At 71.7% G+C, this 25,586-nt stretch carries 15 protein-coding genes and 1 pseudogene; 11 read left to right on the forward strand and 5 right to left on the reverse strand.

From position 1 onward, the window contains the following. Positions 1 to 18: 18 nt before the first annotated feature. Positions 19 to 672, forward strand: a pseudogene (locus tag ACQPWU_RS29265) (RHS repeat-associated core domain-containing protein); the annotation flags it as partial. Here ACQPWU_RS29265 and ACQPWU_RS29270 read toward each other — a convergent pair. Then, positions 636 to 2,057, reverse strand: a complete 1,422-nt coding sequence (locus tag ACQPWU_RS29270; RefSeq protein WP_433444939.1) for an NB-ARC domain-containing protein — start codon at positions 2,055 to 2,057, stop codon at positions 636 to 638. The pseudogene ACQPWU_RS29265 and the gene ACQPWU_RS29270 sit on opposite strands and share 37 nt — an antisense overlap. 177 nt (positions 2,058 to 2,234) lie before the next feature. On the opposite strand from ACQPWU_RS29270, the gene ACQPWU_RS29275 reads away from it, so the two are divergent. From ACQPWU_RS29275 to ACQPWU_RS29310, 8 genes are all read left to right on the forward strand, one after another. Further along, a complete protein-coding gene (locus ACQPWU_RS29275; protein ID WP_433444940.1) occupies positions 2,235 to 5,783 on the forward strand; it encodes an NACHT and WD repeat domain-containing protein in 3,549 nt (1,182 codons plus the stop codon). Further along, entirely contained in the window at positions 5,774 to 6,463 is a 690-nt protein-coding gene (locus ACQPWU_RS29280; RefSeq protein WP_433444941.1) for a hypothetical protein, read from the forward strand. The genes ACQPWU_RS29275 and ACQPWU_RS29280 overlap by 10 nt, the downstream gene beginning before the upstream one ends. Further along, positions 6,463 to 9,027: an NACHT domain-containing protein gene (locus ACQPWU_RS29285; protein ID WP_433444942.1), complete on the forward strand. Its 2,565-nt coding sequence runs from the start codon at positions 6,463 to 6,465 to the stop codon at positions 9,025 to 9,027. The genes ACQPWU_RS29280 and ACQPWU_RS29285 overlap by 1 nt, the downstream gene beginning before the upstream one ends. Positions 9,028 to 9,085: 58 nt before the next feature. Next, a complete protein-coding gene (locus ACQPWU_RS29290; protein ID WP_433444943.1) occupies positions 9,086 to 10,447 on the forward strand; it encodes an FAD-binding oxidoreductase in 1,362 nt (453 codons plus the stop codon). A 13-nt stretch (positions 10,448 to 10,460) separates the two neighbouring features. Beyond that, entirely contained in the window at positions 10,461 to 10,631 is a 171-nt protein-coding gene (locus tag ACQPWU_RS29295; RefSeq protein WP_433444944.1) for a hypothetical protein, read from the forward strand. A 339-nt stretch (positions 10,632 to 10,970) separates the two neighbouring features. After that, positions 10,971 to 11,378 carry a YciI family protein gene (locus ACQPWU_RS29300; protein WP_433445312.1) on the forward strand — a complete coding sequence of 136 codons (408 nt, stop codon included), beginning with the start codon at positions 10,971 to 10,973 and terminating at the stop codon, positions 11,376 to 11,378. Further along, positions 11,375 to 12,520 (forward strand): RNA polymerase sigma factor, encoded by a 1,146-nt coding sequence (locus tag ACQPWU_RS29305; protein ID WP_433444945.1) that lies wholly within the window; start codon positions 11,375 to 11,377, stop codon positions 12,518 to 12,520. The genes ACQPWU_RS29300 and ACQPWU_RS29305 overlap by 4 nt, the downstream gene beginning before the upstream one ends. A 305-nt stretch (positions 12,521 to 12,825) precedes the next feature. Further along, on the forward strand, positions 12,826 to 13,638 hold the full coding sequence (locus ACQPWU_RS29310) for an LLM class flavin-dependent oxidoreductase (RefSeq protein WP_433444946.1): 813 nt from the start codon (positions 12,826 to 12,828) through the stop codon (positions 13,636 to 13,638). Positions 13,639 to 13,723: 85 nt separating this feature from the next. Here ACQPWU_RS29310 and ACQPWU_RS29315 read toward each other — a convergent pair whose 3' ends face one another. Further along, positions 13,724 to 14,275: a class I SAM-dependent methyltransferase gene (locus tag ACQPWU_RS29315; protein WP_433444948.1), complete on the reverse strand. Its 552-nt coding sequence runs from the start codon at positions 14,273 to 14,275 to the stop codon at positions 13,724 to 13,726. A 137-nt stretch (positions 14,276 to 14,412) separates the two neighbouring features. Between ACQPWU_RS29315 and ACQPWU_RS29320 the strand changes: the two genes are divergently transcribed. After that, on the forward strand, positions 14,413 to 14,850 hold the full coding sequence (locus ACQPWU_RS29320) for a MerR family transcriptional regulator (protein ID WP_433444950.1): 438 nt from the start codon (positions 14,413 to 14,415) through the stop codon (positions 14,848 to 14,850). A 229-nt stretch (positions 14,851 to 15,079) separates the two neighbouring features. On the opposite strand, the gene ACQPWU_RS29325 is transcribed toward ACQPWU_RS29320, so the two are convergent. The 3 genes from ACQPWU_RS29325 to ACQPWU_RS29335 all read right to left on the reverse strand — a co-directional run bounded on the left by ACQPWU_RS29325 (position 15,080) and on the right by ACQPWU_RS29335 (position 19,639). Further along, complete coding sequence (locus ACQPWU_RS29325) at positions 15,080 to 15,637, reverse strand: GNAT family N-acetyltransferase (RefSeq protein WP_433444951.1); 558 nt, start codon at positions 15,635 to 15,637, stop codon at positions 15,080 to 15,082. A 242-nt stretch (positions 15,638 to 15,879) separates the two neighbouring features. Further along, a complete protein-coding gene (locus tag ACQPWU_RS29330; RefSeq protein ID WP_433444952.1) occupies positions 15,880 to 16,128 on the reverse strand; it encodes a hypothetical protein in 249 nt (82 codons plus the stop codon). Positions 16,129 to 16,720: 592 nt separating this feature from the next. Next, entirely contained in the window at positions 16,721 to 19,639 is a 2,919-nt protein-coding gene (locus tag ACQPWU_RS29335; protein ID WP_433444953.1) for a BTAD domain-containing putative transcriptional regulator, read from the reverse strand. Positions 19,640 to 19,921: 282 nt separating this feature from the next. Between ACQPWU_RS29335 and ACQPWU_RS29340 the strand changes: the two genes are divergently transcribed. Beyond that, complete coding sequence (locus tag ACQPWU_RS29340; protein WP_433444954.1) at positions 19,922 to 25,573, forward strand: fibronectin type III domain-containing protein; 5,652 nt, start codon at positions 19,922 to 19,924, stop codon at positions 25,571 to 25,573. Positions 25,574 to 25,586: the final 13 nt, after the last annotated feature.

The following is a 25,586-nucleotide window of genomic DNA, read 5'->3' on the forward strand; positions in this document are numbered from 1 at the left end:
CCGGCGGCCAGGCGTACGTGGGGTTTCGTCGGCGGCACCGAGAACCCCGAGACTGGGCTGACCCGGCTGGGCGTGCGCGAGTACGACCCCGTGACCGGCAGGTTCGTCTCGGTCGACCCCGTCGTCGATCCGATGGACCCGCAGCAGCTGAACGCCTATGCCTACGGCAACAACAACCCGGCCACCATGTCGGACCCCGACGGCCTCAGGTACATCGTGGACGCCGGAGGGTACGTGAGCATGCCGGGGGCGCAGGCCGCCAAGTACATGTCGCTCTACAAGTACAAGATGATGATCTACCGGGCGGCGCTGCGGGCCTTCAACTGGTACAAGCCTCGCACGTGCTACCTCTGCTCGGCGTTCAAGCCGAAGCCGCCGAACATCTTCGACCCGAAGAACTACAACCCCAAGGCCGTCGTGCCCAAGCCCAAGTCCACCCCCAAGCCCGAGAAGACGGTTTCCAGTCCCACCAAGCCCGTGAACTGGGACCGCCCGATCGTCACCGCCGTCCCGAACAGCAACGACGCCAGCGGTTCGACGTCGTTGTGCGCCTCCGCCGCGGCGGCCGTCGGCTACGGCGGCGGGGCGACGGCCTCCGGCGGGGCCTCCTGCCTGCCGGAACCGGGGACGGCACGTCAGTCTCCGGGGCACGACCTCGCCCGGGAGGCGTGATCGCGGACCAGCGCGTGGAACCGGTAGCGGCCGGGCGCGGCCTCCCGCAGGAGGTGCACGTCCAGCAGCCGCTCCAGCAGCCGTTCCGCCCGGGGCGCGGTCGTCTCCAGGAGGGCGGCGGCCGCGTCGGCGCCGAAGTCAGCGCCGGCGCGCGACCCCAGCAGCCGGTACGCACGCCGCTGGTCGGGGGCGAGCCGGTCGTAGGAGCGGTCCAGGGCGGCGGCGACGTCGTGCCGTCCGGCCCTCAGCTCGCCCAGCCGGTCATCGGCGAGCCGGTCCAGCAGGTGCCGCACGCTCCACGTGGGGTGCGCCCTGAGCCGGTCGGCGGCGACGCGGACGGCCAGGGGCAGCAGCCCGCAGCTCGCCACCACCTCCTGCAGGTCGTCCCCTGGCACGCCCGCGACCCGCTCCCGTCCGGCCACATCGACGAGCAGGGCGACCGCCGCCGCCGGGGACAGGACGTCCAGCGACAGGTTCCTGGCGTCCCCGAGGCCGCTCAGGCGCCGGCGGCCGGTGACGATCACGCGGCAGCCGGGGCCTGCGGGCAGCAGCGGCTGGATCTGGTGCTCGTCGGCGGCGTCGTCCAGCACGATCAGCATCCGGCGCTCCGCCAGCACGCTGCGGTACAGCGCGGCGCGGTCGTCGAGGTGCTCAGGGACGTCCTCGCCCGGGACGCCGAGCGCGCGCAGCATGCGGGCCAGGGCCGCGCCCGGCTCGACCGGGGCCATGGTGCGGGCGTGACCGTGCAGGTCCACGAAGAGCTGCCCGTCGGGGAAGCCGGGCGCGAGCCGGTGGGCGGCGTGCACCGCCAGCGCGGTCTTGCCCGTTCCCGCCATGCCGTCGAGCGAGACGACCGGTCCCGCGTCCGCGCCGCGATCGTGCACCGGCACCACCCGCCCGGGCCCCCGGCCTGCCGGTGGCATCGGCTCGAGCTCCCGGCCGACCAGCGACGCGAGCTCGCGTTCCCGGCCGACCAGCGCCGCGAGGTCGGCAGGGAGTTGCCGGGGGACGATCGTCGGGGGCGGCGTACAGCTCCGGACGGGTTCGTCGCCCTCGGCGGCGACCGGCGGGCCGCCGGTGACGGCCACCGGCGGGCCAGGAGTGACGGCGACCGGCAGGCCGCGGGTGGCGCCGGCCAGCAGCGCCCGCTCCTCCTCGTCCAGCCCCAGCGCCTGCGCCAGCAGCAGGACGGACCTGCTGCGGGGTTGCCAGAGCCCGCCCTTCTCCAGCCGGCGCACGGTCCGGACACTGAGCCCCGCCTTCTCAGCGAGTTGCTCCTGGGTCATCAACGCGCGCTTGCGCCATCCACGCAGCAACGCTCCCGCGGAATGCCCGGCGCCGGTTTCCCCGGCGGCGTCGGGCAGAGGCCATCGTGCCGAGTACAAGGTGTCTCCCGCCGTCCCCCATGGAGGGCCGCGGCCGGAGCCGGGCCTCTCTATCAACTGGCAGCGCGTCCATCAGATCCGCGTTCCGGCCGTTCCGGCCACTGATGGGACGACATTGGACGAAATCGGACGATAGGCGTTTGATGCCCGTGGCCGTGGTTTGTCAGAATGACCGCCATGGGCGAGCAGGGGGACCATCTCCGCGAGGTCTGCCCCTACCAGGGTCTCGCGCCGTTCGAGGCGGGCAGGGCCGAGCTGTTCTTCGGGCGTACGCGGGCCACGCGCAGTCTCCTCGAACGCCTGGGACGGCGGCTGACCGGCCACGGGTCCATCCTGCTGGTCTCGGGCGCCTCGGGTGTCGGCAAGTCGTCGCTGTTACGGGCGGGCCTGATCCCGGCGGTCGCCAAGGGAGAGCTGCCGGTCACGGGGGTGCCGGAATGGCGGTGCCTGCTCACCACGCCCACCGCGCAGCCGCTGCGCGCGCTCGCGCGGGGATGGGCCGAGGCGTTCGGCGGGCACGCGGAGACGGTGGCCGGGCGGCTGCGCGACGACCCCCGGCGGGCCCTGGCCGAGGCCGTGACCGAGGAGCCCTTCCGCGGGCGCCTCCTGCTGGTGGTGGACCAGTTCGAGGAGCTGTTCACCCTCGTGAGCGACGAGCACGAGCGCCAGGCGTTCGTGGCGACCCTGCACGCGCTGGCCGGCGGCCCGCATGGCGCCGGAGTGATCATCGGGGTGCGCGCGGACCACTGGGACCGCTGCGCCGCCTACCCGCAGTTCGCCGAGGCCATCCAGGACGGGCAGGCCATCGTCGAGCCGATGTCGGAGGCGGACCTGCGGCTGGCCATCACCGGCCCCGCGGCCACGGCCGGCCTGGAGCTCGAGCCCGGCCTGGTGGAGACCATCCTGGCCGAGCTGCGGGCCGGCGATCGCTACCAGGCCGGCGCGCTGCCCCTGCTCTCGCAGGCGCTGCGCAACACGTGGGAGCGGCGCAAGGACGACACCCTGACCCTGCGGGGGTATGAGGAGTCCGGCCGGGTCCGCGACTCCGTGCGCCGCACGGCGGACGAGGTCCTCGACCGGCTGGGCCCGGAGGACCGCAAGGCCGCGCTGCGGATCTTCCGGCGGCTGACCCTGATCACCACGGGCGGGCAGGTGGCCCGGCGCCGCGCGCGGCTGGCCGAGGTGCACGCCGCCGCCTCCGCGCATTCGGCGCGGCGGCAGGAGGAGATCGGGGCGCTGCTGTCCGCGTTCGCCGACCGGCGCCTGCTCACCCTGCACGAGGACACCGTCGAGATCGCCCACGACGCTCTCCTGACCGCCTGGCCCACCCTGCGGCAATGGCTCGAACCCGACCTCGCCGCGCAGGCGGTGTACGACCGGCTGCTGGAGGCCGCCGCGCAGTGGGCCGACAACCACCGCGACCCCGCGTTCCTCTACCGGGGCGCCCGGCTGCTGGCCGTGCAGGACAGCCGGCCCCGCTGGGAGCGCGACCCCGACGGCTACCCGCCGCCAGGCCCCGTCGTCGACGGCTTCGTCGCGGCGTCCACGCGGGAGGTCCGGCGGGCCAGCCGCCGCCGCCGGCTCGCCGTCGCCGGCCTCGCGATGTTGTCGGTGCTCGCCCTCATCGCCGCCGCCACCGCCGTCAACGCGGCGGACGAGGCCGACGCGCAGCGCAAGGTTGCGCTCTCCCGCCAGCTCGCGGCGCAGAGCGAGGTCACCGGGGATGTCGCCCTGGCCTCGATGCTGGCCGTGGCGGCCTGGGACGTCGCCCGTACCGACGCGGCCCGCAACCGCCTGCTGTCCGCGGCGACCGGCACCGGCAGAGGCAAGCTCTCCGGGCACACGAAAGGCGTCATGTCCCTGGCGTTCAGCGGCGACGGCAGGATCGTGGCGACCGGGAGCGACGACGGCACCGCGCGCCTGTGGGACACGGCCTCGCGCAGGCAGCTCGGCGCCCCCATCACCCGCGCGAAGTACGACTGCTCCAGCGTCGAGCTGGCCCTGAGCCCCGACGGCCGGACCCTGGCCACCGCGTGCCTCGACACCGTACGGTTCTACGACGTGGCCACCCACCGCGAGCTGGGGCCCGAGCTGCACCACGACGAGGTGGTGTCGGCGCTGGCCTACAGCCCGGACGGGACGACCCTCGTGACCGGCGACTTCACCGGCGTCGTCCGGCAGTGGGACGCGGCCGCGCACCGCCCGCGCGGCCCCGCCCTGGGCCGCCCCGACCACGGGCGGGAGCTGGCGAGCATCGTCCGCAGGGTGGTGTTCAGCCGGGACGGCAGGAGCCTGGCCGTCGCGAGAGGCAAGGCCGTACGGCTGTGGGACCCCGCCACGTCCCGCCCGCTGGGCGCCCCCGTCGCCAGGCAGAGCGAGGCCGTGCTCGACGTCGCGTTCAGCCCGGACGGGACCACGCTCGCGACCGTGAGCTTCGACAACACCGCCCGGCTGTGGAGCCTGGCCTCGGGCGAGCCAACAGGCGTGATCAAGGATCGCAACACCGGCTTCAACTCGATCGCCTTCAGCCCCGACGGCACCAGGATCGCCACCGGCGGGCGGACCGGCCGCACCGTGCTCTGGGACACCGCCACCCGGCAGCAGGTGGTCGCGCTCCAGGACAACGGCATGAGCGTGCGGCGGGTGGCGTTCGGCCCGGACGGGAGGCTGCTGGCCGCCGGCGGCGACGACGGCCTGGTCCGGCTCGCCGACCCGCAGGTCCACCTGCAGATCGGGCGGCCGCTGCCCGCCCGGGACGCCGTCGCGCTGAGCCCCGACGGACGGATCCTGGCCACCGGCGCCGCCGAGGGGAAGGGCTCCGGCGTCCAGCTCTGGGACGTGGCCACCCAGCGCCCCGCCGGTCCCCCATTGCGTTCCCCGGACGCCCGCGGCTCCGTCACCAAGATCGCCTTCATGCCCGACGGGCGCACGCTCCTGACCTCCGCCATGGACGGCCTGCGGCTGTGGGACCTCGCGAGCCGCCGCCTGATCGTGCACGACGCCCTGTTCGACGGCCTGGCCGAGCTCAGTCCCGACGGCACGTTCGTCGCGGTCCAGCGCGAGCAGGCCATCGCGTTCTGGGACGTCGCGAGCCGCCGGGAGGTCGGGCCGCGCATCCGCGTCCCCGACCACACCGACGTCATCACGGGGATGGCCATCAGCCCTGACGGCAGGACCCTGGCGAGCGCGGGCTTCGACTCCCGGGTGCGGCTCTTCGACGTGGCCACCCGCCGCCAGCTCGACGGCATGCCCCCCGCGTCCGCCGGTGGGCTGGTCAACGACCTGGCCTTCAGCCCCGACGGCCGGACGCTGGCGTACACGGCGGCCGACGACGCCGTGCGGCTGTGGGACGTCCCGCACCGGCGCGTGACCGGCGTCGCGCTGATCCCCGAGGACGACGTGCCGAACGCGCTCGCCTTCAGCCCGGACGGCGAGGTGCTGGCCACCGGCCTCCAGAGCGGCGACGTGCTGCTGTGGGACCTGCGGGTCTACCGGCCGCTCGGCATCCCCATGACCGGCCACGCCCGCGGTGTGGCCGGCCTCGTCTACGACCGGGGCGGGACGGTCGTGGCCACGGTGTCCCGCGACGGCACCGCGCGGCTGTGGCACGCCGGCACACCCGCCGACCTGGTGGCCGCGGCCTGCGCCAACGCGGGCCGCGCGCTCAACCGCGAGGAATGGAAGATTCTCGTCCCGCAGGAGGAGTACCACCCGACGTGTTCGTGACCCTCGATCGCATCACGGAGAAGGCCGGCATGTTCCTGCGAGGGCTGCGGCGGCGGACGGGCAGGCCGGTGCCGGAGCTGGTCGGCCTGTTCCGTTCGATCATCGACGGTGGCCGCGACGTCCACCCGATCGCCTCGGACTTCCTCCAGCACTTCATGGACGGGGCGGGCGCCTCCCGGACGATGTCGCCGCGCTGGCTGCGCTCGTTCAAGGTGATCAAGAAGGCCGAGCGTAAGAACCAGCGGCGGTTCGAACGGCAGCTCCTCCGGCGGGCCGGGCTGCTGGACGACCACGCCTCGGCCTGGCTGCACGACCACTGGGACGCGCGGATCAACGCCTTCATCGGCACCGAGCTGTTCTACGTGAGCAGGATGAGCCTGCTGCGCTCGCAGGGCTCGTTCGTGCTGACCCGGGAGGGGCGGGAAGTGCGGGTGTCGGGCACGGTCCGCCATCGCTGGTTCGACCCCTATGACTGGGATCGCGGGCGCTGGGTCTACATCCCTCGGCACGGGTTCGTCCCCATCGCGGTCGGCCGGGACCTGGTGGAGGCCGACGAGGCGCGGAACTTCCTGATGGAGTGCCGCCACGTCCAGACTCTGGAGGGCGTGTGCGTGCCCGGCCGGTGGCCCCGGCGCGGCCGGACGACGTTCGTGTGGGCGCTCGTGAGGACGGGGCACTGATGAGCGCGGATCGTCCCCGTCCGCCCGATCCGGCGCGGGCCGCCAGCGTGGCGGAGTTCGTCGGGTCGCTGGTGCGGCTGCGGCAGTGGGCTGGCGAGCCGTCCCTGAGCAGGCTGCGCTCGCTCGGCGGCCGGACGCCGGCCTCGGACGGCGCCCTGGTGGACACGCTGCCGAAGAGCACGACCTCGCACGTGCTGCGGCAGACCCACCGGTTGCCGCGCTGGGAGTTCGTCCGGGCGTTCGTCACCGCGTGCTTCCGCTCCTGCGACTATCCGGCCGAGCTGATCCCCGAGGAGCTCGAGCGCTGGCGCGCGGCGAGGGCGGCCCTGGCCGGACCGCCCCCGTCCGAGGCGATTCCTCCCGTGCCGCCCCCGTCTGACGCCGCTCCTTCCCCACCGCCCGCGGCCGCTACTCCCCCATCGCTCGCGCCCGCCGTCGAGGGGGATGTCGTGGTGGCTCCGGCGGGGAGCGGCGCCGGCCCGGACCCGGCGGTCGAGCTGCTGGTCCGCCGCGTGGTCCGCGAGGAGGACCGGGCACGCAAGGCCCTGCTCGGCGGCTACGGCATCGCCCCCGTCTCCTTCGGCCGGGCCCACCACGACAACACCGGCGAGGAGCCGGACGACCTCCACACGATCGGCCGTTTCTTCACCGGCCTGCGCTCCCAGCGCCTGCTGGTCGTGGGCGAGTCGGGAGCGGGCAAGACGGTGCTCGCCATCGAGCTGGTGCTGCAACTGCTGGAGCCCCTGCTGACCGCCGAAGACCCCCGGCGGATGGTGCCGGTCCGCCTGAACGCGGCCCGCTGGACCCTGGGCAGGCCGTTCGAGATCTGGCTGGCCGAGCAACTGGTGCAGGACTTCGGCCTCGCGACCGACGACGCGCTGCGGCTCGTCCGCGACCGCAGGGTGCTGCCGGTGGTGGACGGCCTGGACGAGCTGGACCCCGAGCCGTCGTCCGGCTCCCCGCGCCGGGCGATCGGCCTGCTGGCCGAGCTCAACCGCTACAGCGACCTGTCCGGGCGGCGGCCCGGCGCGGTCGTCGTGACCTGCCGGGCCGACCGCCACTCCGAGCTGCGCGCCGCCGGGGTCTGGCTCGACGGCTCCGTCCCGATCCGGCTCCACGACCTGAGCCCCGAACAGATCGCCGTGTACCTGAGGGCCCGCTGGCCGGACGGCCACCCCTGCGCGGGGCACCGCGACAACATCCGGGAGGCACTGTCCGGACCGGCGGGCAGGGCCGTGCGCTCCGCCCTCGCCACGCCGTGGCGGCTGCTGCTGACCGCCACCGCCGTGGAGTCCGGTGCCGACCCGTACGACCTGCTGCGCGTGGATCCGCACGCCGACCCCCGCGTAGGGGCCGAGCTGATCGCCCTGCGGCTGCTGGAGGCGTACGTCCCGGCGGCCACTCGCCTGACGCCCCGCGCCGCCCATGGCACCGCGTACCAGCCGGACCAGGTGCGATCATGGCTCGTGCACCTGGCGGCGCACCTGCGGTGGCAGGCGGCCCGCACCAGCGGGGCGGGCCGGCCGCCGCCCGGCCTGACGGCGATCGACATCGTCCCCCACCTGCTGTGGCCGATCGGCGGCTGGCGCCTGGTCCGGGTACTGCACTGCATGTGCGCCGTGCTCCTCGCGGTCATCGCCATGATCGCCTTCTGGATGGGATCCGCGGCCGGTGACCCGGGCGCCGGCCTCAGCGCGGAGCAGGTGCTCACCTTGGTGCTCATGAAGTCCTGGGTGGGCATCGTGACCGGCCTGTCGCTGTCGCCCTGGCCGGCCGCGGCGGGCGGGCGGAGCAACGTCCCCCGCCGGCGGCGCGTGACCGGCGCCCTGCTCGGCGCCCTGGCGGGCCTGCCCGTCGGCGTGCTCGGGGGGCTGGCCGGGCTCGTCCTGACCGGCGGGAACATCTTCGGCCCGGCCTTCGCCGTCGTCGCCGGGGGCACGGGCGGGCTGACGCTCGGAACGGTCATCGGCCTGACCGCCGCCGGCCGCCTCGGAGCCGAGCGCATGACCGTTGCCGACGCGATCCGCGCCGAACCCATCACGCTGGCGGGCTTCGGCCTGTGCGGCGCGATCACCGGGCTGGCGCCGCTGCGGCTGGCCCACGCCGGTCCCCCGGCGCTGGTCGCGGGCGTGAGCGGGGCCTTCGTCCTGGCGTTCGCGCTCGGGGTCGTCTTCAAGATCACCACCGGGGGATGGAGCATGGACGCCGAGCTCGCCCACCCGCGCGAGGCCCTGCACCGCAATCCCGTGATCGGGCTGGCCTTCGGCCTCACCGGCGGGGTCGCCGCCTTCCTGGTGTTCGTCATGAGCCAGGACATCGTGGAGTCGCTGGTGTGCGCGCTCATCGGCGGTGTGACCTTCGGCCTGGCCTTCGGCGCCGTCGCCTGGACCCGTACCGTGATCGGGCTGACCGTCGCGGCGACGCGCGGGCTGCTCCCGCTGCGGCTGTGGAGCTTTCTCGACTGGGCGTGCGAGGCCCGGCTGCTGCGCGTCAGCGGCGCGACGTACCAGTTCCGGCACCGTGAGCTGCAGGACTTCCTGACCTCGCCCGAGGGTGACGGCTGAGGGGCGGCGGACAGCACCCACCTGACTCCGGCCTGGTCCCGCTTGTTACGGTGCTGGCGTGCAGTTCCTTGAGGCGTTGTCCGCCGCCCTGCCCCCGAGCCGGCTCGTTCTCGACCCCGACGTGGTGGCGGCGTACTCCGGCGACCAGGCCGCCTGGGCGCCGAGGGGCAGGGCCGTCGCGCTGGCCAGGCCCGAGGACGCCGAGCAGGTGCGCCGGGTGGTGGCGCTCTGCGCCGAGCACCGGGTGCCGGTCGTGCCCCGCGACGCGGGGACGGGCCTGTCGGGCGGCTCGAACTCCGTGGACGGCTGCGTCCTGCTCGCCCTCGACGGCATGGACCGCATCCTGGAGATCGATGCGGACGAGCAGCTCGCGGTCGTCCAGCCGGGCGTGGTGAACGACCGGTTGCGGGCCGTGGCGGCCGAGCACGGCCTGTGGTATCCGCCCGACCCGGCCAGCTCGCCGTGGTCCACGATCGGCGGCAACGCGGCCACCAACGCGGGCGGCGTCTGCTGCGTCAAGTACGGCGTGACCCGCGACTACGTTCTGGCCCTCCAGGTCGTCACGGCGGCCGGGAGCCTGGTGCGGGTCGGCCGCAGGACCAGGAAGGGCGTGGCGGGCTACGACCTGGCCGGGCTCTTCGTCGGCTCCGAGGGCACACTGGGCGTGATCACCGAGATCACCGTGCGGCTGCTGCGGCTGCCGGAGAGCCCGCCGAAGACGATCGTGGGCGCGTTCGGCTCGCTGGTGGACGCGGGGCGGGCGGTCGCCGCCGCGGCCGCGTCCGGCATCACGCCGAGCGCGCTGGAGCTGGTCGACCGCTACTGCCTGCGGGCCGTGGACGACTGGAAGAACATGGGGCTGGCCGACCTCGGCGACGTCCTGCTGCTCGGCCGCATCGACACCGGCGACGAGGACGAGGCGGCCGCCCTTCAGGCGTGCTTCGACGAGGCGGGGGCTGTCTTCAGCACCCGCTCCACGGACGCGGAGGAGGCGGAGGCGCTGTTCTCGGCCCGGCGGCTGGCCTACCCGGCGCTGGAACGGCTGGGGCCGGTGCTGACCGAGGACGTGTGTGTGCCCCGCGGCCAGGTGCCCGAGATGCTGGCGCGCATCGAGCGGCACGCCCGTACGCATGACGTGCACATCGCCAACATCGCGCACGCGGGCGACGGCAACCTGCATCCGCTCATCGTGGTGCCCGTCGGGGACGAGGAGGCGCGCGCCCGCGCGCAACAGGCGTTCGAGGCGATCCTGGACGACGCGATCGCGCTGGGCGGCACGGTCACCGGCGAGCACGGCGTGGGCCTGCTGAAGAAGCGCGGCATGCAGGCCGAGCTGGGCGAGGACGTGCTGGCACTGCACCGCGCGGTCAAGTCGGCGCTGGACCCGGCCGGGATACTCAACCCCGGCAAGATCATCTAAGAGGGTGGGTCCAATGCCGTGGATCACCAGCGGCGACGACGATGTCATCGCTGGTGTACGCGATGCGCGGGGTGAACCCGGCGGCCTGGCAGAACTGGACCAGTTCGCCGCGACAGTTCTGGCACCCGGCGATCCACGCCGAGTCCCGGTGGTCGTTGAGCGTCTGCCCGACGTGGCCAGCTGAGCAGGTCCATCGGGTCGTCGAGGAGATAGGAGCAGCGGATGCCGTCGTCCGGCACAGTGTCGTCGTAGCGGAACACGATGACCAGGTCGGCCCAGCCGTCGCTCAGCTGCCGCTCGGCCACCGTGGGATGGGCGTCGCTCAGATGCAGGCCCGCCGGCGTGCCCTTCGCGCCTCGGACACGTAGTGGCCCCCTGTGCCGCCTCCGTGGCGCCTCGGAGTGCGTGGTGTCATCGAAGTCCGCCAAAAAAAGTCCCGGTGGGATGTCGAGAACCCGCGCGCGGCTCCGTCCCCTGAGTGAACACGGCCACAATGGGCTGTACCGCACCAAGGAGAAACATGATGGCCAAGTACCTGCTGCTCAAGCACTACCGTGGCGCGCCGGCAGCGGTCAACGACGTGCCGATGGACCAGTGGACGCCGGAGGAGATCTCGGCCCACGTGCAGTACATGCGTGACTTCGCCGCTCGGCTCGAGGGCACCGGCGAGTTCGTCGACGGCCAGGCACTCTCCCCGGAGGGCACGTTCGTCCGCTACGACGGCGAGGGGCGGCCGCCGGTCACCGACGGCCCGTTCGCGGAGACCAAGGACCTGATCGCCGGCTGGATGGTGATCGACGTCGAGACCTACGAGCGGGCAGTCGAGCTGGCCGGGGAGCTGTCCGCGGCTCCGGGTGCGGGTGGGAAGCCGATCCACGAGTGGCTCGAGGTGCGCCCCTTCCTGGCCGAGCCGCCCACGGTGACCGAGTGAACGAGTCGCTGCTGCGGGAGCTGGTGCCCACGGTGATCGGTGTCCTCGTGCGTCGCGGAGCCGACTTCGCGGCGGCCGAGGACGCCGTGCAGGACGCCCTGGTCGAGGCCGTGCGCGTGTGGCCGGACGACCCGCCGCGGGACCCCCAGGGCTGGCTGGTCACCGTGGCCTGGCGCAAGTTCCTCGACGCCGCCCGCGCTGATACCTCCCGACGGCACCGCGAGGTACGCGTCGAGGGCGAGCCCATGCCCGGCCCGGGCGAGGCGGTGGACGACACGCTCCAGCTGTACTTCCTGTGCGCCCACCCGTCCCTGACACCGGCCTCGGCCGTCGCACTCACACTGCGCGCGGTCGGCGGCCTGACCACGCGTCAGATCGCGCAGGCCTACCTCGTGCCGGAGGCGACCATGGCCCAGCGCATCAGCAGGGCCAAGCGGACTGTCTCGGGCGTCCGATTCGACCAGCCCGGGGACGTCGTCACCGTGCTGCGCGTGCTCTACCTGGTCTTCAACGAGGGCTACTCCGGCGACGTCGACCTCGCCGCCGAGGCGATCCGGCTCACTCGCCAACTGGCGGCCAAGACCAACCATGAGGAGGTCGCGGGCCTGCTCGCGCTCATGCTGCTCCACCACGCGCGGCGCACGGCACGGACCGGCCCCGACGGCAGGCTCGTACCCCTCGCCGAGCAGGACCGCAGCCTGTGGAACACCCGCCTGATCGCCGAGGGGGTCGACGTGCTCCAGGCAGCCCTCGCCCGCGACCGCCTGGGCGAGTTCCAGGCCCAAGCCGCCATCGCCGCGCTCCACGCCGACGCCCGGACGGCCGAGGAGACCGATTGGGTGCAGATCGTCGAGTGGTACGACGAACTGGTTCGCCTCACCGACAACCCGGTGGCCCGCCTCAACCGGGCCGTCGCGGTCGGCGAGGCCGACGGCCCGCGGGCCGGCCTGGCCGCCCTGGCGGAGCTCGACCCCGCCCTGCCCCGCCACACCGCCGCCGCGGCGTACCTGCACGAGCGTGACGGTGACCCGGTCACCGCAGCACGGCTCTACGCCGAAGCCGCCCGATCAGCGCCCAACCTCCCCGAACGCGACCACCTCACGCGACAGGCCGCACGGCTCAACGCGCAGCTGCGCAGTTGAGCGGCGGGCGGCAGGCATTCACCGACCCGATAGGGACGGTCTGCTCACCCTGTCGGCCGGCCGGACCGCGTCACTTGACCGTGACGAGCCCGAAGATCCCGTGCTCCTGGCCCCTGCCCGGCGATCACCGCAAGCCGAACCCCTACTGATGGAGACGGCCATCATCTCGGCGAGCGGGAGGCGGGCATAGGTCTTGGCACCTGCTCCAGGCGTCCACACTTCGTCTTGTGCCTTCAGCGTTGTCACGGTGCTCTGGACGCTTCAGAGGGACATGAACTGTCGGAGCCGAGTGCTTGGGTGGGGAGATGCGTTACGGCATCGACGTCGCGATCCTCGGTGACCTCGCCGAGCCGTCCCGTTTGGTTGCTTTGGCTCGGGAGGCCGAGGCCGCCGGATGGGACTCGGTGCTGGTGTGGGACCACCTTGCCTTCGCCTGGGGGACGCCGTCGGCCGACCCGTGGGTGGTGCTGGCCGCCGCTGCCCAGGAAACCTCTCGTATCCGGTTGGGTACGGCGGTGACCGCCGTGGCCCGGCATCGTCCGGAAACGCTGGCTCATACCGTGGCCACTTTCGACAGGTTGAGCGGTGGACGGGCGATTCTGGGTGCCGGGCTGGGCGGGGTGACCGGTGAGTTCACCGCTTTCGGCCTGCCTCGGCCCGGTGGGGTCGTGCTCGACGAGGCACTTGAAGTGATCTCCTTGCTCTGGTCCGGCGACGAAGTGCGCCACCAGGGCGCCCACTACACGGTCGATGGCGTACGGCTGTCGCCGCTGCCCCTCCAGCGCCCTCGGGTCCCGGTGTGGGTCGGCGGCTCGGCTCCGGGCGCTCTTCGCCGTGCCGCTCGCTGGGATGGCTGGATCGTCGGCGGCGACGACCAGGAAGGCCGCATGACGCTGTCGCCCGACTCACTCGCTGTTCAGGTCGGGGAAGTGCGCCGGCACCGGCCTTCGGACGCGGATTTCGACGTGGCGATCATCGGAGTGAGCGAGCCCGGCTCCTCGGTGAAGGCTTATGCCGACGCGGGCGCCACGTGGTGGCTGGAGCACCTCCACGGATATCGGGGCTCCATGGAGCGACTCATGCGGCGCGTCAAGGCGGGTCCACCCTGTGAGGCGTAGACGTCGCCGAAGTACCTGCCGGCGAAGGATCCACGCCCGACCTTGGAATCGGCAAACGGACAGCACGGCGCAAGGTCGCGAACGTCTACGGCATGCCGGTCGGATTGTTGGCGAGCACGCAGGCGACGGGCGGGTCGAGTTCGAGGGTCTCAACCCGGAGGTGGGTGAAGCCGGCCTGGGTGAGCAGGTCCTGGAGCTCTTGGGCGGCTCGGGTGGTGGTGTCCCGGGTGGCGCCGGGGCAGCGGGGCTGGCTGACGAGCGCGATTCGTCCTGCGGGGCGGAGCAGGCGGCGCAGTTCGCGGAGCCGCTCCACCGGGTCGGGCCAGAACCCTGCGGAGTTGACGGCGAGGATGGCATCGAGCGGATCGCCGAAGCTCGGCAACTGCTCCACGGAGGCGTGCGTGAGGTGCACGCGGCCGGCGCGGACGGCGGCGGCGTTGCGGCGAGTGGCCTGCCGGACCATGGCCTGAGAGTGGTCGATGCCGAAGACGTGGCCCCGGGTGGCGCGGCCGGCGAACTCGGCGATGGCGACGCCGGGACCGAAGCCGACCTCCAGCACCCGGTCGGTGGGCTGCACGTCCAGCAACGACACCGCCCAGATGTTGCGCTGCCGGTTGGAGGGGCGAAGAGCGAACATCCAGCCGTTCGCCCACCCGATGATGCCTCGGGGGCGATGGGCCTGGCTCACCAAGTATCTGAGCGCGCGTTGCTTGAGAGATGTACCTGCTGTCTGCATGATCGCCAGTCAACGGCTTCAAGTATGCTTGAAGTCAAATGAGCGAGCAGTTGACGATCGGTGAGCTGGCGAGCCGCACGGGTGTCGCCACCTCCGCTCTGCGCTACTGGGAGGAGCTCGGCCTGCTCCCGGCGCCGGCCCGGGTCTCAGGCCAACGGCGTTATCCGCCATCGGCGGTCGAGCTGGTCGGCGTGGTCTTGTTGCTGCGAGATGTCGGTTTCACGTTGCGGGAGGTCAAAGCGTTCATCGCGTCTCGTTCGCCGGCCGGCGACGGTTGGCGGGAGCTGTACCAGCGCAAGCTCAACGAGCTGGATCAACGGATTGCACAGGCTCAGGTGGCACGTACTGCCATCGCCCATGGGTTGGCCTGCCCGCACAACGACATCTTCGAGTGCTCCAACTTCGCCGGCGGGGTTGCGGCGCTCCTGGCGGGATGTTCTCTCGAAGAGGCTCACGAAATGGCTCATTCGCACTGACCTTGCCATCGAGACAGGCGGCCGTGTTCACGGGTGGCGCGTCGGCGGCCTGGCCGTGGTTTTCGATCCCCTGGTCATATGACGCGTGGCCATCCCGCACAGCGGTGCGCCAGGCACAAGGCTCGGGCTCCGAGTAGGGGTTCAATGGCTCCGTCCGATCGCCGAATGCACCGAACGGCGTGTGGTCCCGCAGCCAGCGGGACCACAGGCTCCGTTCATAAGGCTGCTTTCAGTGCAGGTCGAGCAGCATCACGTCATGGAGGTCCGCGCCTGTCCCCCATGGCCGCGCCTCGCCGATCTTGCGGTATCCCCACGCCCGGTAGGCAGCCGAGGCTGCCTTGCTGCCCGGGTGGACGTTCAACAACACCCGCTCGGCCTCAATGCTGTCGAGCAGCGTCTCGTGCAGACGCCGCGCGATGCCCTGCCCGCGCCACGGTCCGCGCACGGCAAGTTCCATCAGCCCGAAGGTGCGGTGTCCGTCCTCCCGTCGCATGTCGTCGGGCACTGGCTCGGTCAGTTCGTCCCACCAGCCCGTGTCGGGGTCGAGCGGGTAGCCGTACGCCATGCCGACCGGCTCGCCGTCCTGGGTACGGGCCAAGACAGCGCGGAAGGTGTGCTTGCGGGCCTGGGAGGGAAAACGACGGAAGGCGGCGGCGACGTCGTCCTCGGTCTCGTTGTAGGGAGGCTCGGCGAACGCTTCGGCATAGATCAGCCTGAACGCGTCCTCGGCCGGCGCTGCGGCTGATCCGTCCATGCGCTCTATCGCGATGGTCCCCTGCTGCGTCATGTGATGCCCCCTCGGACGGTCTCGCGGATGCGCTCGCCACACTCGCGGGCCGCGGCACTCCCGTCCCGGAACCACGGCTCGTTCAAACTCCCGGATCTTACCCGGCAACCGCGGAGAAGAGACGCCACAGCCTGCGTTCAGAACGGCGCTCATGTGGAGGACTGGGACTGGTGGGCCTCGCTGTAGTCCTGGGGAAATTCCAACGGATTTGCCTGATGTGCACTGATGCGGGCCTGTTCCGTCTATTGATCACTTCCGCTACGGTTCGTACGGTCCTGACCGGTGGCGGTGTGGTGGGTGGCCGATGTCGACCCGGATGTTCTCCGAAGACCAGCTGGAGGGCCAATTCCCGGGTCCAAGGACACGCGCCCGTCGTCGATGCCGATCAGGATATTGGGCTGGCTCTGGACCGCGAGCGGATCCTCGGCCATGACCCCCCCGGGCATACGGACGTCCACCCGGGCGATCGCGGGTTCGGTGATGTCGCTCATAGGCGCATGATCATATGCCGGAGATCCAGCGACTTATCGGACATTGGATCACGCGCCCCTCCGCCGGGGTCGCCCGACGGCCATGCCGAGTAAGCAACAGTCACGGCCTCTGACCAGCCCTATTAACCCTTCCCGGCGTACTTGGTCTGCCCCCTTCCAGTGCCGCCGGTCGGCTGGCTCGCAGCTCGCGCGGGTCCGGAATGTGGTTGTAGAGCGTGCCGGGGCTCACGCCGAGCAGGCGCGCTCAGCGGATGCGCTATTTCCCTGGCCTGGACGAGGTTCCCGACGCGGTGGCCGGTCACATACGCACCGCGCTGGGACTGCCGGACAGTGTGGCGGTCGGGGTGGAAGCGGTGCGGTCGGCTGCGCGGTATCGCGACTACGTGCGCGAGCGCCTGGGGGTGAAGCACGACGCGGCGGGCTCGGGGCGCTGCTCCGCGGTCTTTCCGACGACCTCCCCTACGTCTGGCCCGACTCCGACCGCGTCAACGCCCTGCTCCCACCCCCGCCGTCCTGTCGACTGATCCGCTGGGTCCCGCGGTAGGGACGTCCCGGGCGGTTGCGTCGAGGTCAGACTCTCCCTCCGGCGTCGTCATCGCCCGCCTCGGGAGCCGACGCGAAGGTCACGCAGCGCCCGGATCACCCGCGCCTCCCAGTGGGGTGCCCGCATTGACCGGCTGACGGCGACGGCGCGGTGGAGACAGTCGGCCGCATCGTCGTAACGGCGCTGGCCCTGCCGGCTGTCCGCCAGGGCCAGCAGGATACGCACCTGGTAGTCCTGCTGCAGGTCCTGACGCGCCTGGGTCAGGGCCGCCCGCAGGTAGGACTCGGCGTTGTCGTACGCGCCTTTCCGCGAGCAGACGATGCCGAGCCCATACAGGGCGTGGACCTGGAGACGGGGGGAGCCGGTTTGGTGAGCGGCGTCGAGCACCTCGCCGAAGACCGACTGCGCGTCGGCCAAGCGGTCGCCGGCCACCCGAAGATCACCGAAGATGGCCAGGGCTCTCAGCCGTGAGTAGTGGCCGCCGGCCTCGCCGAGCGCGAGAGCCCGCTCCACGGCCTGCTCGGCGAGGTCGAGCTCGCCGAGATCGAGGTGAAGCTGAGCAGCACACCGCAAGGCCATCGCGAGGGCGCCGCGGCTTCCCGACCTCTGGAGAATCGCGATGGCCCGCTGGTAGTGGAACAGCGCTTCACGGAACCGCCCGCGCTTGTAGTCGATCCAGCCGGCGAGGACGAGAAGGCGGCCGAGCGTCTCCTCGTCCCGGGACTCCAGCAGCGGCACGCTGGCCTCCAGGGCCATCTCGGCCTGTCCCCACTGATGCATGTCCGCGTGCATCAGGGCGAGACTGCCGTTCACCGCGGCTACGCCGAGGTCGTCACCACTCGCGGCGGCAGCCGACAGCGCCACCTGGTGAGTCTGGCGCCACTCGTCGTACGCGTGGTGGGATTCGTAAAGGAAGGTGGCGCCGATCGCGAGCGTCCAGCACGTTCGGTGCATCCCGAGATTCGCGGCCTGGCGCACGGCCGTGACGATGTTCGCCCTTTCGGCGTGGAACCAACGGTGCGGGACTGAGGACCCGCCGTCGGCAGCGGGGTCGGCAGCAGGGGAGCGCCGGTGCCCGCGCGCCACCACGAAGTCGCTGCCCCAGGCCGATTCGTGAACGCGTTCGATCAGGTCCTTAAGCCGGTCGAAGACCCTGCGAAGGGCCTGGCGACGCTCTGTCTCAGGCTCGTCCCTATAGGCGCATTCAGACGCGAAGGCGCGTACGAGATCGTGAAAGCGGTAACGGATTTCCCCGGTATCCGCCACCCGGACTGCGGTCAGCAGATGCGCATCCACGAGGCACTCGGCCAGTTCCTCCGTCTCGGCGGGCGATCCGTCGAGCAGGGCTGCGACCGTCCAGCCGGCGAAGTCACTCATGTCGAGCAGTCCCAGCAGTCGGAACAGCCGCCGCTCCGTGGGAGCCAGGCCGGCGTAGCTGAGTTCCAGGCCGGCACGCACGTCCAGCGCTCCGACGGCCAGTTGGTCGAGCGGGTTCGCGGCGTCGGCGAGGCGGCGGACCAGTGAGGCCACCGGCTGGTGAGGCCGCATCGCCATGCGCGCTCCGGCGATGCGCAGAGCGAGGGGCAGGCGCCCGCACAGGTCGGCCAGACCGGCGACGGCCCGGGGCTCGCCGCCGGCCCGGGCGCACCCGATGATGCGCTCGAGCAACTCGATGGCCTCGGACCGCTCCAGGACGTCCAGGGCGACATGCCGCATCCCGTACGGCTCGGCCAGACGTGCGCGGGTGGTCACTATGACCGCCGAGGTGGCCTGGCCCGGTAGCAGGGGGCGGATCTGGTCCAGAGCGGCCGCGTTGTCCAGAACCACCAGGACACGCCTTTCCGACAGCAGGGTGCGGAACACCTCGGTCCGCTCGTCCACGCCTTCGGGTATGGCGGTCGGATGGACGCCCAGCACGCGGAGGAAGCGGGCGAGAACCTGCGCGGGGTGTGCGGGGTGCGGCCCGTGGGCGTGCAGGTCCGCGAAGAGTTGCCCATCCGGGAAGCGCTCGGTCAGACGGTGCGCGGCGTGGACGGCGAGCGCGGTCTTGCCGACACCCGGCATCCCGGATATCGCGATCATGCCGGCGGACCCCGCGGTCTCGCCGGCCAATGCGCCGACGACGAGGGCGAGGTCGCGCCCGCGCCCGGTGAAGTCCGGCAGGTCGGGTGGAAGCAGGCAGGGTGGGGCCTCGTTCCGGACGGTCGTGGGCGCAGGAGCGTCCAGCAGTCCGAGGTATGCCTCGACGAGTGAGGGAGAGGGATCCACCCCGAGTTCGTCGGCCAGGCGGCGGCGCAGCGTCGCGAACCGCCGCCGCGCCTCGGCGCGGCGGCCGCAGCGCGCGAGCAGCGTGATCACGTGAGCATTCACGATCTCGTCGAACGGCAGCTCATCGGCCAGCCGCTCCAGAGGGTCGAGCGCGGCATCTGGACGGCCGCGCTCCAGTGCCGCTTCCGCCAACCGGCACGCGCACTCGGCACGGGCCTTGTCCAACTCGCCGACAACGGCCGATGCCCCGGATTCCAAGAGCCCGTCGAGCGCGGGCCCCCGCCACACCGCGAGCGCGGATCGCAGCAGCTCCACACGTACGTCCGGATCCCGCTCGTCCCGGGCCCGGCGGGCCAGGTCGCGAAACCTGCCGACGTCGACCTGTTCGGGCGGCACGTCGATCCGGTAGTCGTGTCCGACACGCGTGACGACGCCGGCGAGACCGGCCTGCTCCTCCAGCCAGCCACGGAGCCTGAAGATCGTGGTGTGCAGGGTCCGCTGGTCACAGCCGCTCGGGCCCCAGACCTGATCCACCAGAAAGTCTCTGTTCACCAGGCGTCCGGGCGTGAGCAGCAGTGCGCCGAGCAGCCGCGCGACGTTCCGCCGGGAGATCGCGTGCTCCCCGCCTCCGGCCCATACGCGCAGCGGTCCGAGGACGCCGAAATACGTGGTCGCGACCGAGCCCCCGTAGCCGTCCATGCATCCCACCGTCCCCCGGCGTCGCCTGTCCGGATGCCAATGTGCGGAGTCCCTAAATCAGGAATTTTCCGGTCATAGATCGGTCAGAACGATTTTCTATCATAAGCCTGACCCGGAAATGATCAAGTAGTAAATCTCACCCGCGCCGGAACAGAGCCCCCTGTCCGGAAGGGAATCGCACGACGCCGGGACGTCCGCCCGGCGGTCCCCACTGGGCCGAACGCCGCATGCGCGGCCCTGACGACGGTCGTCACCCCCGCGACCCTCGGATGAGGAGTCCCCATGATCAATCGCTGGTTGAGGTTCCTGGCGGCGCTCGCCCTCGTGGTGAGCGCGCTGGTCACGCTCCCGGTGCCCGCCGTCGCGGCGAAGTCCGCGCCGTCCCCGCCTCCCCGGTCGCCCGCCGGCCAGGTCGCGTCCCAGTCCGCGGCCGCGCTGAGCCCCGCCGCGGGCCAGTACTTCGGCGCACGGGTCAGCGTGCTCTCCAACGTCTCGATCGCGGCCGGCGCCACGATGACGGTCAAGGTGACGGGGGTCGGTACCGTTCCCGCCATCGGGGTCTCGGCTGTCGCGATCAACATTGCGGCCAAGGGCGCCGGCGCCGCCGGAGGCCTGATCGTCTACCCGTCGGATCTGACGGCCGCCCCGGCTGTGACAGGTACCCGTTATCGCTCCGGGGTGTACGACGACGGCCTGCTGATCGTCAAGGTCGGGAGCGACGGCCAGATCAAGGTGCAGAACACCGGTAGTTCGGCCGCCGTCGTCTATGCCGACATCCACGGTTACTTCACCTCCGCCGCCGGGTCGACGGCGGGTGCGACGTACGTACCCCTGGACACGGCCCGGGTCGTCAGCAAGCAGACGGTGGCCGCGGGCGGCACGTCTGCCTTCACCATGACCGGCACCGGCGGGATCCCGGCCACCGGTGTCGCGTACGTGGTCTTCCACCTCATCGTGAAGGGCACAGCGTCGAGCAAGGTCATCGCCTACCCGTCGGGCACGTCGATCCCCAGCGGTTCCGACATCGACTACCGCCCGTCCAGTGAAATGTCCAACCTCGTCATCGCGGCGCCCGGAAGCGACGGGAAAATCGCCATCAACAACGACGGCACCGCCGCGCTGACCGTCTACGCCGACGTCGCCGGCTATTTCGCCGCGCCCTCCGCCACCACGGGCGGGTCCGCCGCGGTGCCCGTGACGCCGGCGCGCATCACCAACAGCGTCACGGTCGCCGCGAACGGCACCTACACCGTCTCACCGCTCGGAGCGGGCGGCGTGCCGGCCACTGGCGTGAGCGCGGTCGCCGTCAACCTGACGGCCAAGGGAACCGCCGCCAGCACGCTGCGGGTCTACCCCTCCGATCAGGCGAGTCCGCCGTCCGGGGGTTCGATCGTCTACCAGGCGGGCGACTGGTGGTCCAACCAGGTCCCGGTCAAGCTGGGCGCCGACGGCAAGTTCGTCGTCCGCAACGCCGGCTCCGCCTCCGTAACCCTCGCGGTGGACACCTTCGCGTATTTCAAGAAGCCCGTCGTGCCATCGGCTCCCACGGGGGTGACCGCGACGGCGGGCGACTCCTCCGCCACCGTCTCCTGGATCGCCCCCGCCGATGGCGGCGCCCCGATTACGGGTTACACGGTGACGGCGAGCCCGGGCGGGGCGAAGGCGACCACGACCGGCGCGACCACCGCCACCGTGACCGGCCTGACCAACGGCACCGCCTACACCTTCACCGTGACCGCGACCAACGCCGTCGGCACCTCGGCCGCCTCCGCCTCCTCGGCGCCCGTCACACCGCGGCCCGCGGTGTCCCCGCCGGGTCCCCCGCTTGGCGTCACGGCGAGTCCGGGGGACGGCTCGGCCGTCGTGACCTGGCGCGCCCCCTCGGACGGCGGCTCTCCCATCACCGGGTACACGGTGACGGCGAGCCCGGGCGGGGCGAAGGCGATCACGACCGGCGCGACCACCGCCACCGTGACCGGCCTGACCAACGGCACCGCCTACACCTTCACCGTGACCGCGACCAACGCCGTCGGCACCTCGGCCGCCTCCGCTCCCTCCGATCCGGTGACGCCGGGCCCGGCCACGCCGCCGGGCAAACCGTTCGTCACTGATGTGCAATCGCGCGACTCGGCCGTCGAGGTCACCTGGACCCCGCCGGACACGGGCGCCACCGGCCTCACCGAATACTTCGTCACGGCCTCGCCCGGCGGCGCCACCCTGCGCGTCTCCGCCGGGCAGACCAGCACGGTCCTCGGGGGACTGAGCAACGGCACCGCCTACACCTTCACCGTGACCGCGGTGAACGCCGCGGGCACCGGCGACCCCTCCTGGCCATCCGACCCGGTGGTACCCGTCGCGGCGGTCGCTCCGCTGAAGCCGGTCGCCCTGCAGGTCTTCTCCGCCGACCAGGCTCTGGACGTACAGTGGGCGGCCCCCCTGGACGGCGGCTCGCCCATCACCGGCTACACGGTGACCGTCAGTCCGGGCAGCGTCACGGTGAACGTCCCCGCGGGCACGACCGTGACCCGGGTGACCGGCCTGACCAACGGCACCGCGTACACCGTCTCGGTGGTCGCGGCCAACGCGGCGGGCACCAGCGAGGCGGCCACCGCCGATCCTGTCACCCCCGCGGTCGCCAGGCCACCGGGCGCGCCCACCCACATCGCCGCCGCCGCGAGCGAGAACGGCTCGATCACGCTCTCCTGGCAGCCTCCGATCGATCCGGGCACCAGTGCGATCACCGGCTACACCGTGACCGCGAACCCCGGCGGGAAGACCGTGACCAGCACCTCCACCAGCGCGACCGTCACCGGCCTGACCACCACCACCGCCTACACCCTCACGGTCACCGCGGCCAACGCGGCGGGGGTGAGCCCGCTGAGCGAACCGACCGACCCGCTGCTGCCTGCCAAGACCGTCAAGCAGGCGCCGCTCGTGCTGTCCAACGCCGACCTCGCCACCCTGCGTGCGGTCCACTCCGACGGCACGCTCGTCTTCGAGCAGCCGCCCGCCGAGATTGCCGCACTGGCCGTCGGCACGATCCTTTACGGCCCGGTGACGCAAATGCTCCCTCAGGGCTTCCTGGGCCGGGTCTCCCAGATCACCAAGCAGAACGGCCTGTTTGTCGTCACCACCACACCGGCGGCGCTCGCCGATGTCTACGCCACCGGTGATATGTGGCTGGACGTGCCGCTCGACAACGGCGACCTGACCTTCGTGCCCACCGCGCCCGGAGTCCGCGTCGTCACGCCCACGGTGAACGGCAGGGCCGTTCGCTCCCTCGCGGCCGGCGAGGTCTCACCGGCGAGCGTGGGCTGGCGCCGCGGCAGCCTCATCCTGGAGGTCAGCAAGAAGTTCGAGTCCGGCGGGAAGCTGCCGATGAGCGCCGCCATCGAGGCGCAGGGCCAGTTGACGCCGCACGCCAAGTTCCACGCCAGGCTGAGTGGATCCAACCCCTACGCCGACTTCGGCCTCACCGGAGACTTCTCCTTCGAGGCCCGCGGCAAGATCGGTTTCGCCGCCGAGGTCTCACCACCGGCGAAGGAGCTGGGCTACGTGGAAGGCCCCTGCTTCGCCGTGGCCCAGTACACGGTGATGTGCGTGCGGGCCAACGTCAAGCTCAAGTTCGAGGCGGACGGCAGCGTAGGCGTCACCTACGCCGCCACCTGGGAGCGCACGGTCGGAGTGAAGTGCCACGTGTCACTGTCGAGCAGCTCGTGCGACGGCGTGAACACCGGCGACGGAGGCGCGTTCAAGAAGACGGTGCAGGCCTACGGCGACGCGAACATCACTGTCTCCACTCCACTGGACCTGCAGTTCCTGATCGACCACATCGTCGGCCCCGCGCCCACGGTCACGCCGTACCTGCAGCTCAAGGCCGACACCACTCAGGACCCCTGGTGGGAGCTGCGGCTGGGGGCGAAGGTCGGTGTCGCGCTTGACCTGGTCGCCCTGGAGAAGGACTTCTCGCCGTTCCGCAAAGACGACCTGATGGACTATTTCGTCACGCTCGCCGCCGGCGGTCCGTACACGGGACTGCTGATCGTCCCCCAGACCGCGACGACCTCCGTCCGGATGCCATACACGTTCCATCACACCGTCTCCCACCTGCCCGACGACGTGCCGGTTCAGTGGTCGATCAAGGACGACACCTCCGCCACGATCGACAGCGACGGGACCTTCCTGTCCGACCATCCGGGCACGTTCGTCATCCGGGCCACGACGCCCGCGTCAGGCACGCACGACGACCTGGAAGCCCAGGCGAGGATGACGGTGGGCGGCAGCTTCGGCGCGCCCCTGGCCCCCACCATTGAGAAGGACTGGTCGGTGCCCACCGTCGGCGGCGTCGCGGTGAGCTGGCAGCCTCCCACCGACGCCGGCGCGAGCCCGATCAGCGGCTATGTAATCACCGCGCAGGAGTTCGGGACGCGCGAGATCACGACGGCGTACGCCGCCGGGGACGCCACGCACCAGTTGCTCCAGGGGCTCACCCCGGGGGTGGCGTACATCGTCACGGTGCTGGCCCGAAACGGCAACGGCGTCGGTCTGCCCTCCGAGCCGCAGACCTTCACCCCGCTGGACGTGACCTTCCCCGGGCCGCCGTCGCCCCGCGGTCTCGACCTGGCCAGCAGCATGGAACAACCGAGCAGGCCCGACTCCACCGGCTCGGCGGGCGGAATGAACGGCGGCACCATCTCCGGCGACGGACGGTACATCGTCTTCATCACCCAGGGACGCAGCAACCTCATGCCGCACGACTCCCCGTATTACCACCCGGCCAGCAGGTACCCCTACATCGTCAGAAGGGACCTCTCCACCGTCGGCCAGAACCCCTTCGTCGTGGCCTCCATCGAGCCGGACGGACTGCCCAGCTACACGATGTACACCGATCCGCTGATCAGCAGAGACGGCAACGTGGTCGCCTACACCGGCTTCAGCTACAACGCCCCGAGCGTCCAAAGGGGCGTCATCCGCGACATCGCCGCGGGAGCCTCGTGGGCGACCGAGGACGGCAGCCTCATCTGGGGCGTCAGCGACAACGGGCAGGCGGTCATTTACACGAAGGGCGGAAACCTCTACCGTCAGGCCAAGGGCGCCGCCGCGCAGCAGCTGACCACCTGCACGGGCAGCGGTGACCCGCAGTGCCCGATCCTCCCCCCTGGCAGGGGAATGCTGTCCGGTGACGGCAACCGCGTCGTGTGGTCCACGTACGGCGCCGACAAGCACAGTCACAGCTGGCTCTACGACGCCTCCGCCGGCACCACCAAGGAAATCTTCCCCGGCTCTGACGTGACCGAGCCGACCATCTCCGGGGACGGGCAGAAGGTCGCCCTCGTCTACACTCCGCCCGCTCCGGCACCCGACCTCGGATCGTGCCTCGTGGTCATGCCGTTGGGCGGCGCCGCCCCCACCACCTCCAACTGCCTCGTGAAAAACGGCACCGACGGATACGGCGATCCGGTCTTCCTGAGCAAGGACGGCCACGCGCTCGCCTACCGCTACACCGTCTACGGCCGTGACCCCGGCGCCCACAATGTGACGAGCCTTCGAACGTACGTCAACGGCGCGACCCACATCGCGGGCGGCTCGTCGAGCACCTGGCCGGCCTACGTGTCCATCGGCGACCACGACCCCCTGTTGCCCAACACGCCCGATGTGCTGGTCTACGCGCTCTGGCAGCGGAACTTCCAGACCAGCACCTCGTCCACCGAAACGACGGTGCCGGGACTCTGGCTGGATTTCGCGAGCGACACCGCCCTCTTCGCCCAGGGCACGGGCGCCGAGATCGGCGAGACGGCGGCGTCCGCCACCTCGGCCGCCCCGGCCAGACCCGAGCCCCTCACGCCAAAGCCGATCAAGGTCCACGCACCCCCACCCGCCACCGGAGACCGAGCCGTCCCACCAGCCGTCGTCCACGATCCGACGACGTCGTGACCACTCGATGAGC

The organism is Nonomuraea sp. CA-141351 (genome assembly GCF_050944675.1).
GTDB lineage: Bacteria > Actinomycetota > Actinomycetes > Streptosporangiales > Streptosporangiaceae > Nonomuraea.

Coding starts and splice junctions, on each gene's coding strand:
- ACQPWU_RS29320 (WP_433444950.1), top strand. CDS start 14,413: ATGAGCGAGCAGTTGACGATCGGTGAGCTGGCGAGCCGCACGGGTGTC.
- ACQPWU_RS29335 (WP_433444953.1), bottom strand. CDS start 19,639: ATGGACGGCTACGGGGGCTCGGTCGCGACCACGTATTTCGGCGTCCTC.
- ACQPWU_RS29325 (WP_433444951.1), bottom strand. CDS start 15,637: ATGACGCAGCAGGGGACCATCGCGATAGAGCGCATGGACGGATCAGCC.
- ACQPWU_RS29275 (WP_433444940.1), top strand. CDS start 2,235: ATGGGCGAGCAGGGGGACCATCTCCGCGAGGTCTGCCCCTACCAGGGT.
- ACQPWU_RS29315 (WP_433444948.1), bottom strand. CDS start 14,275: ATGTTCGCTCTTCGCCCCTCCAACCGGCAGCGCAACATCTGGGCGGTG.
- ACQPWU_RS29340 (WP_433444954.1), top strand. CDS start 19,922: ATGATCAATCGCTGGTTGAGGTTCCTGGCGGCGCTCGCCCTCGTGGTG.
- ACQPWU_RS29300 (WP_433445312.1), top strand. CDS start 10,971: ATGGCCAAGTACCTGCTGCTCAAGCACTACCGTGGCGCGCCGGCAGCG.
- ACQPWU_RS29330 (WP_433444952.1), bottom strand. CDS start 16,128: ATGAGCGACATCACCGAACCCGCGATCGCCCGGGTGGACGTCCGTATG.
- ACQPWU_RS29295 (WP_433444944.1), top strand. CDS start 10,461: ATGCCGTGGATCACCAGCGGCGACGACGATGTCATCGCTGGTGTACGC.
- ACQPWU_RS29310 (WP_433444946.1), top strand. CDS start 12,826: ATGCGTTACGGCATCGACGTCGCGATCCTCGGTGACCTCGCCGAGCCG.
- ACQPWU_RS29285 (WP_433444942.1), top strand. CDS start 6,463: ATGAGCGCGGATCGTCCCCGTCCGCCCGATCCGGCGCGGGCCGCCAGC.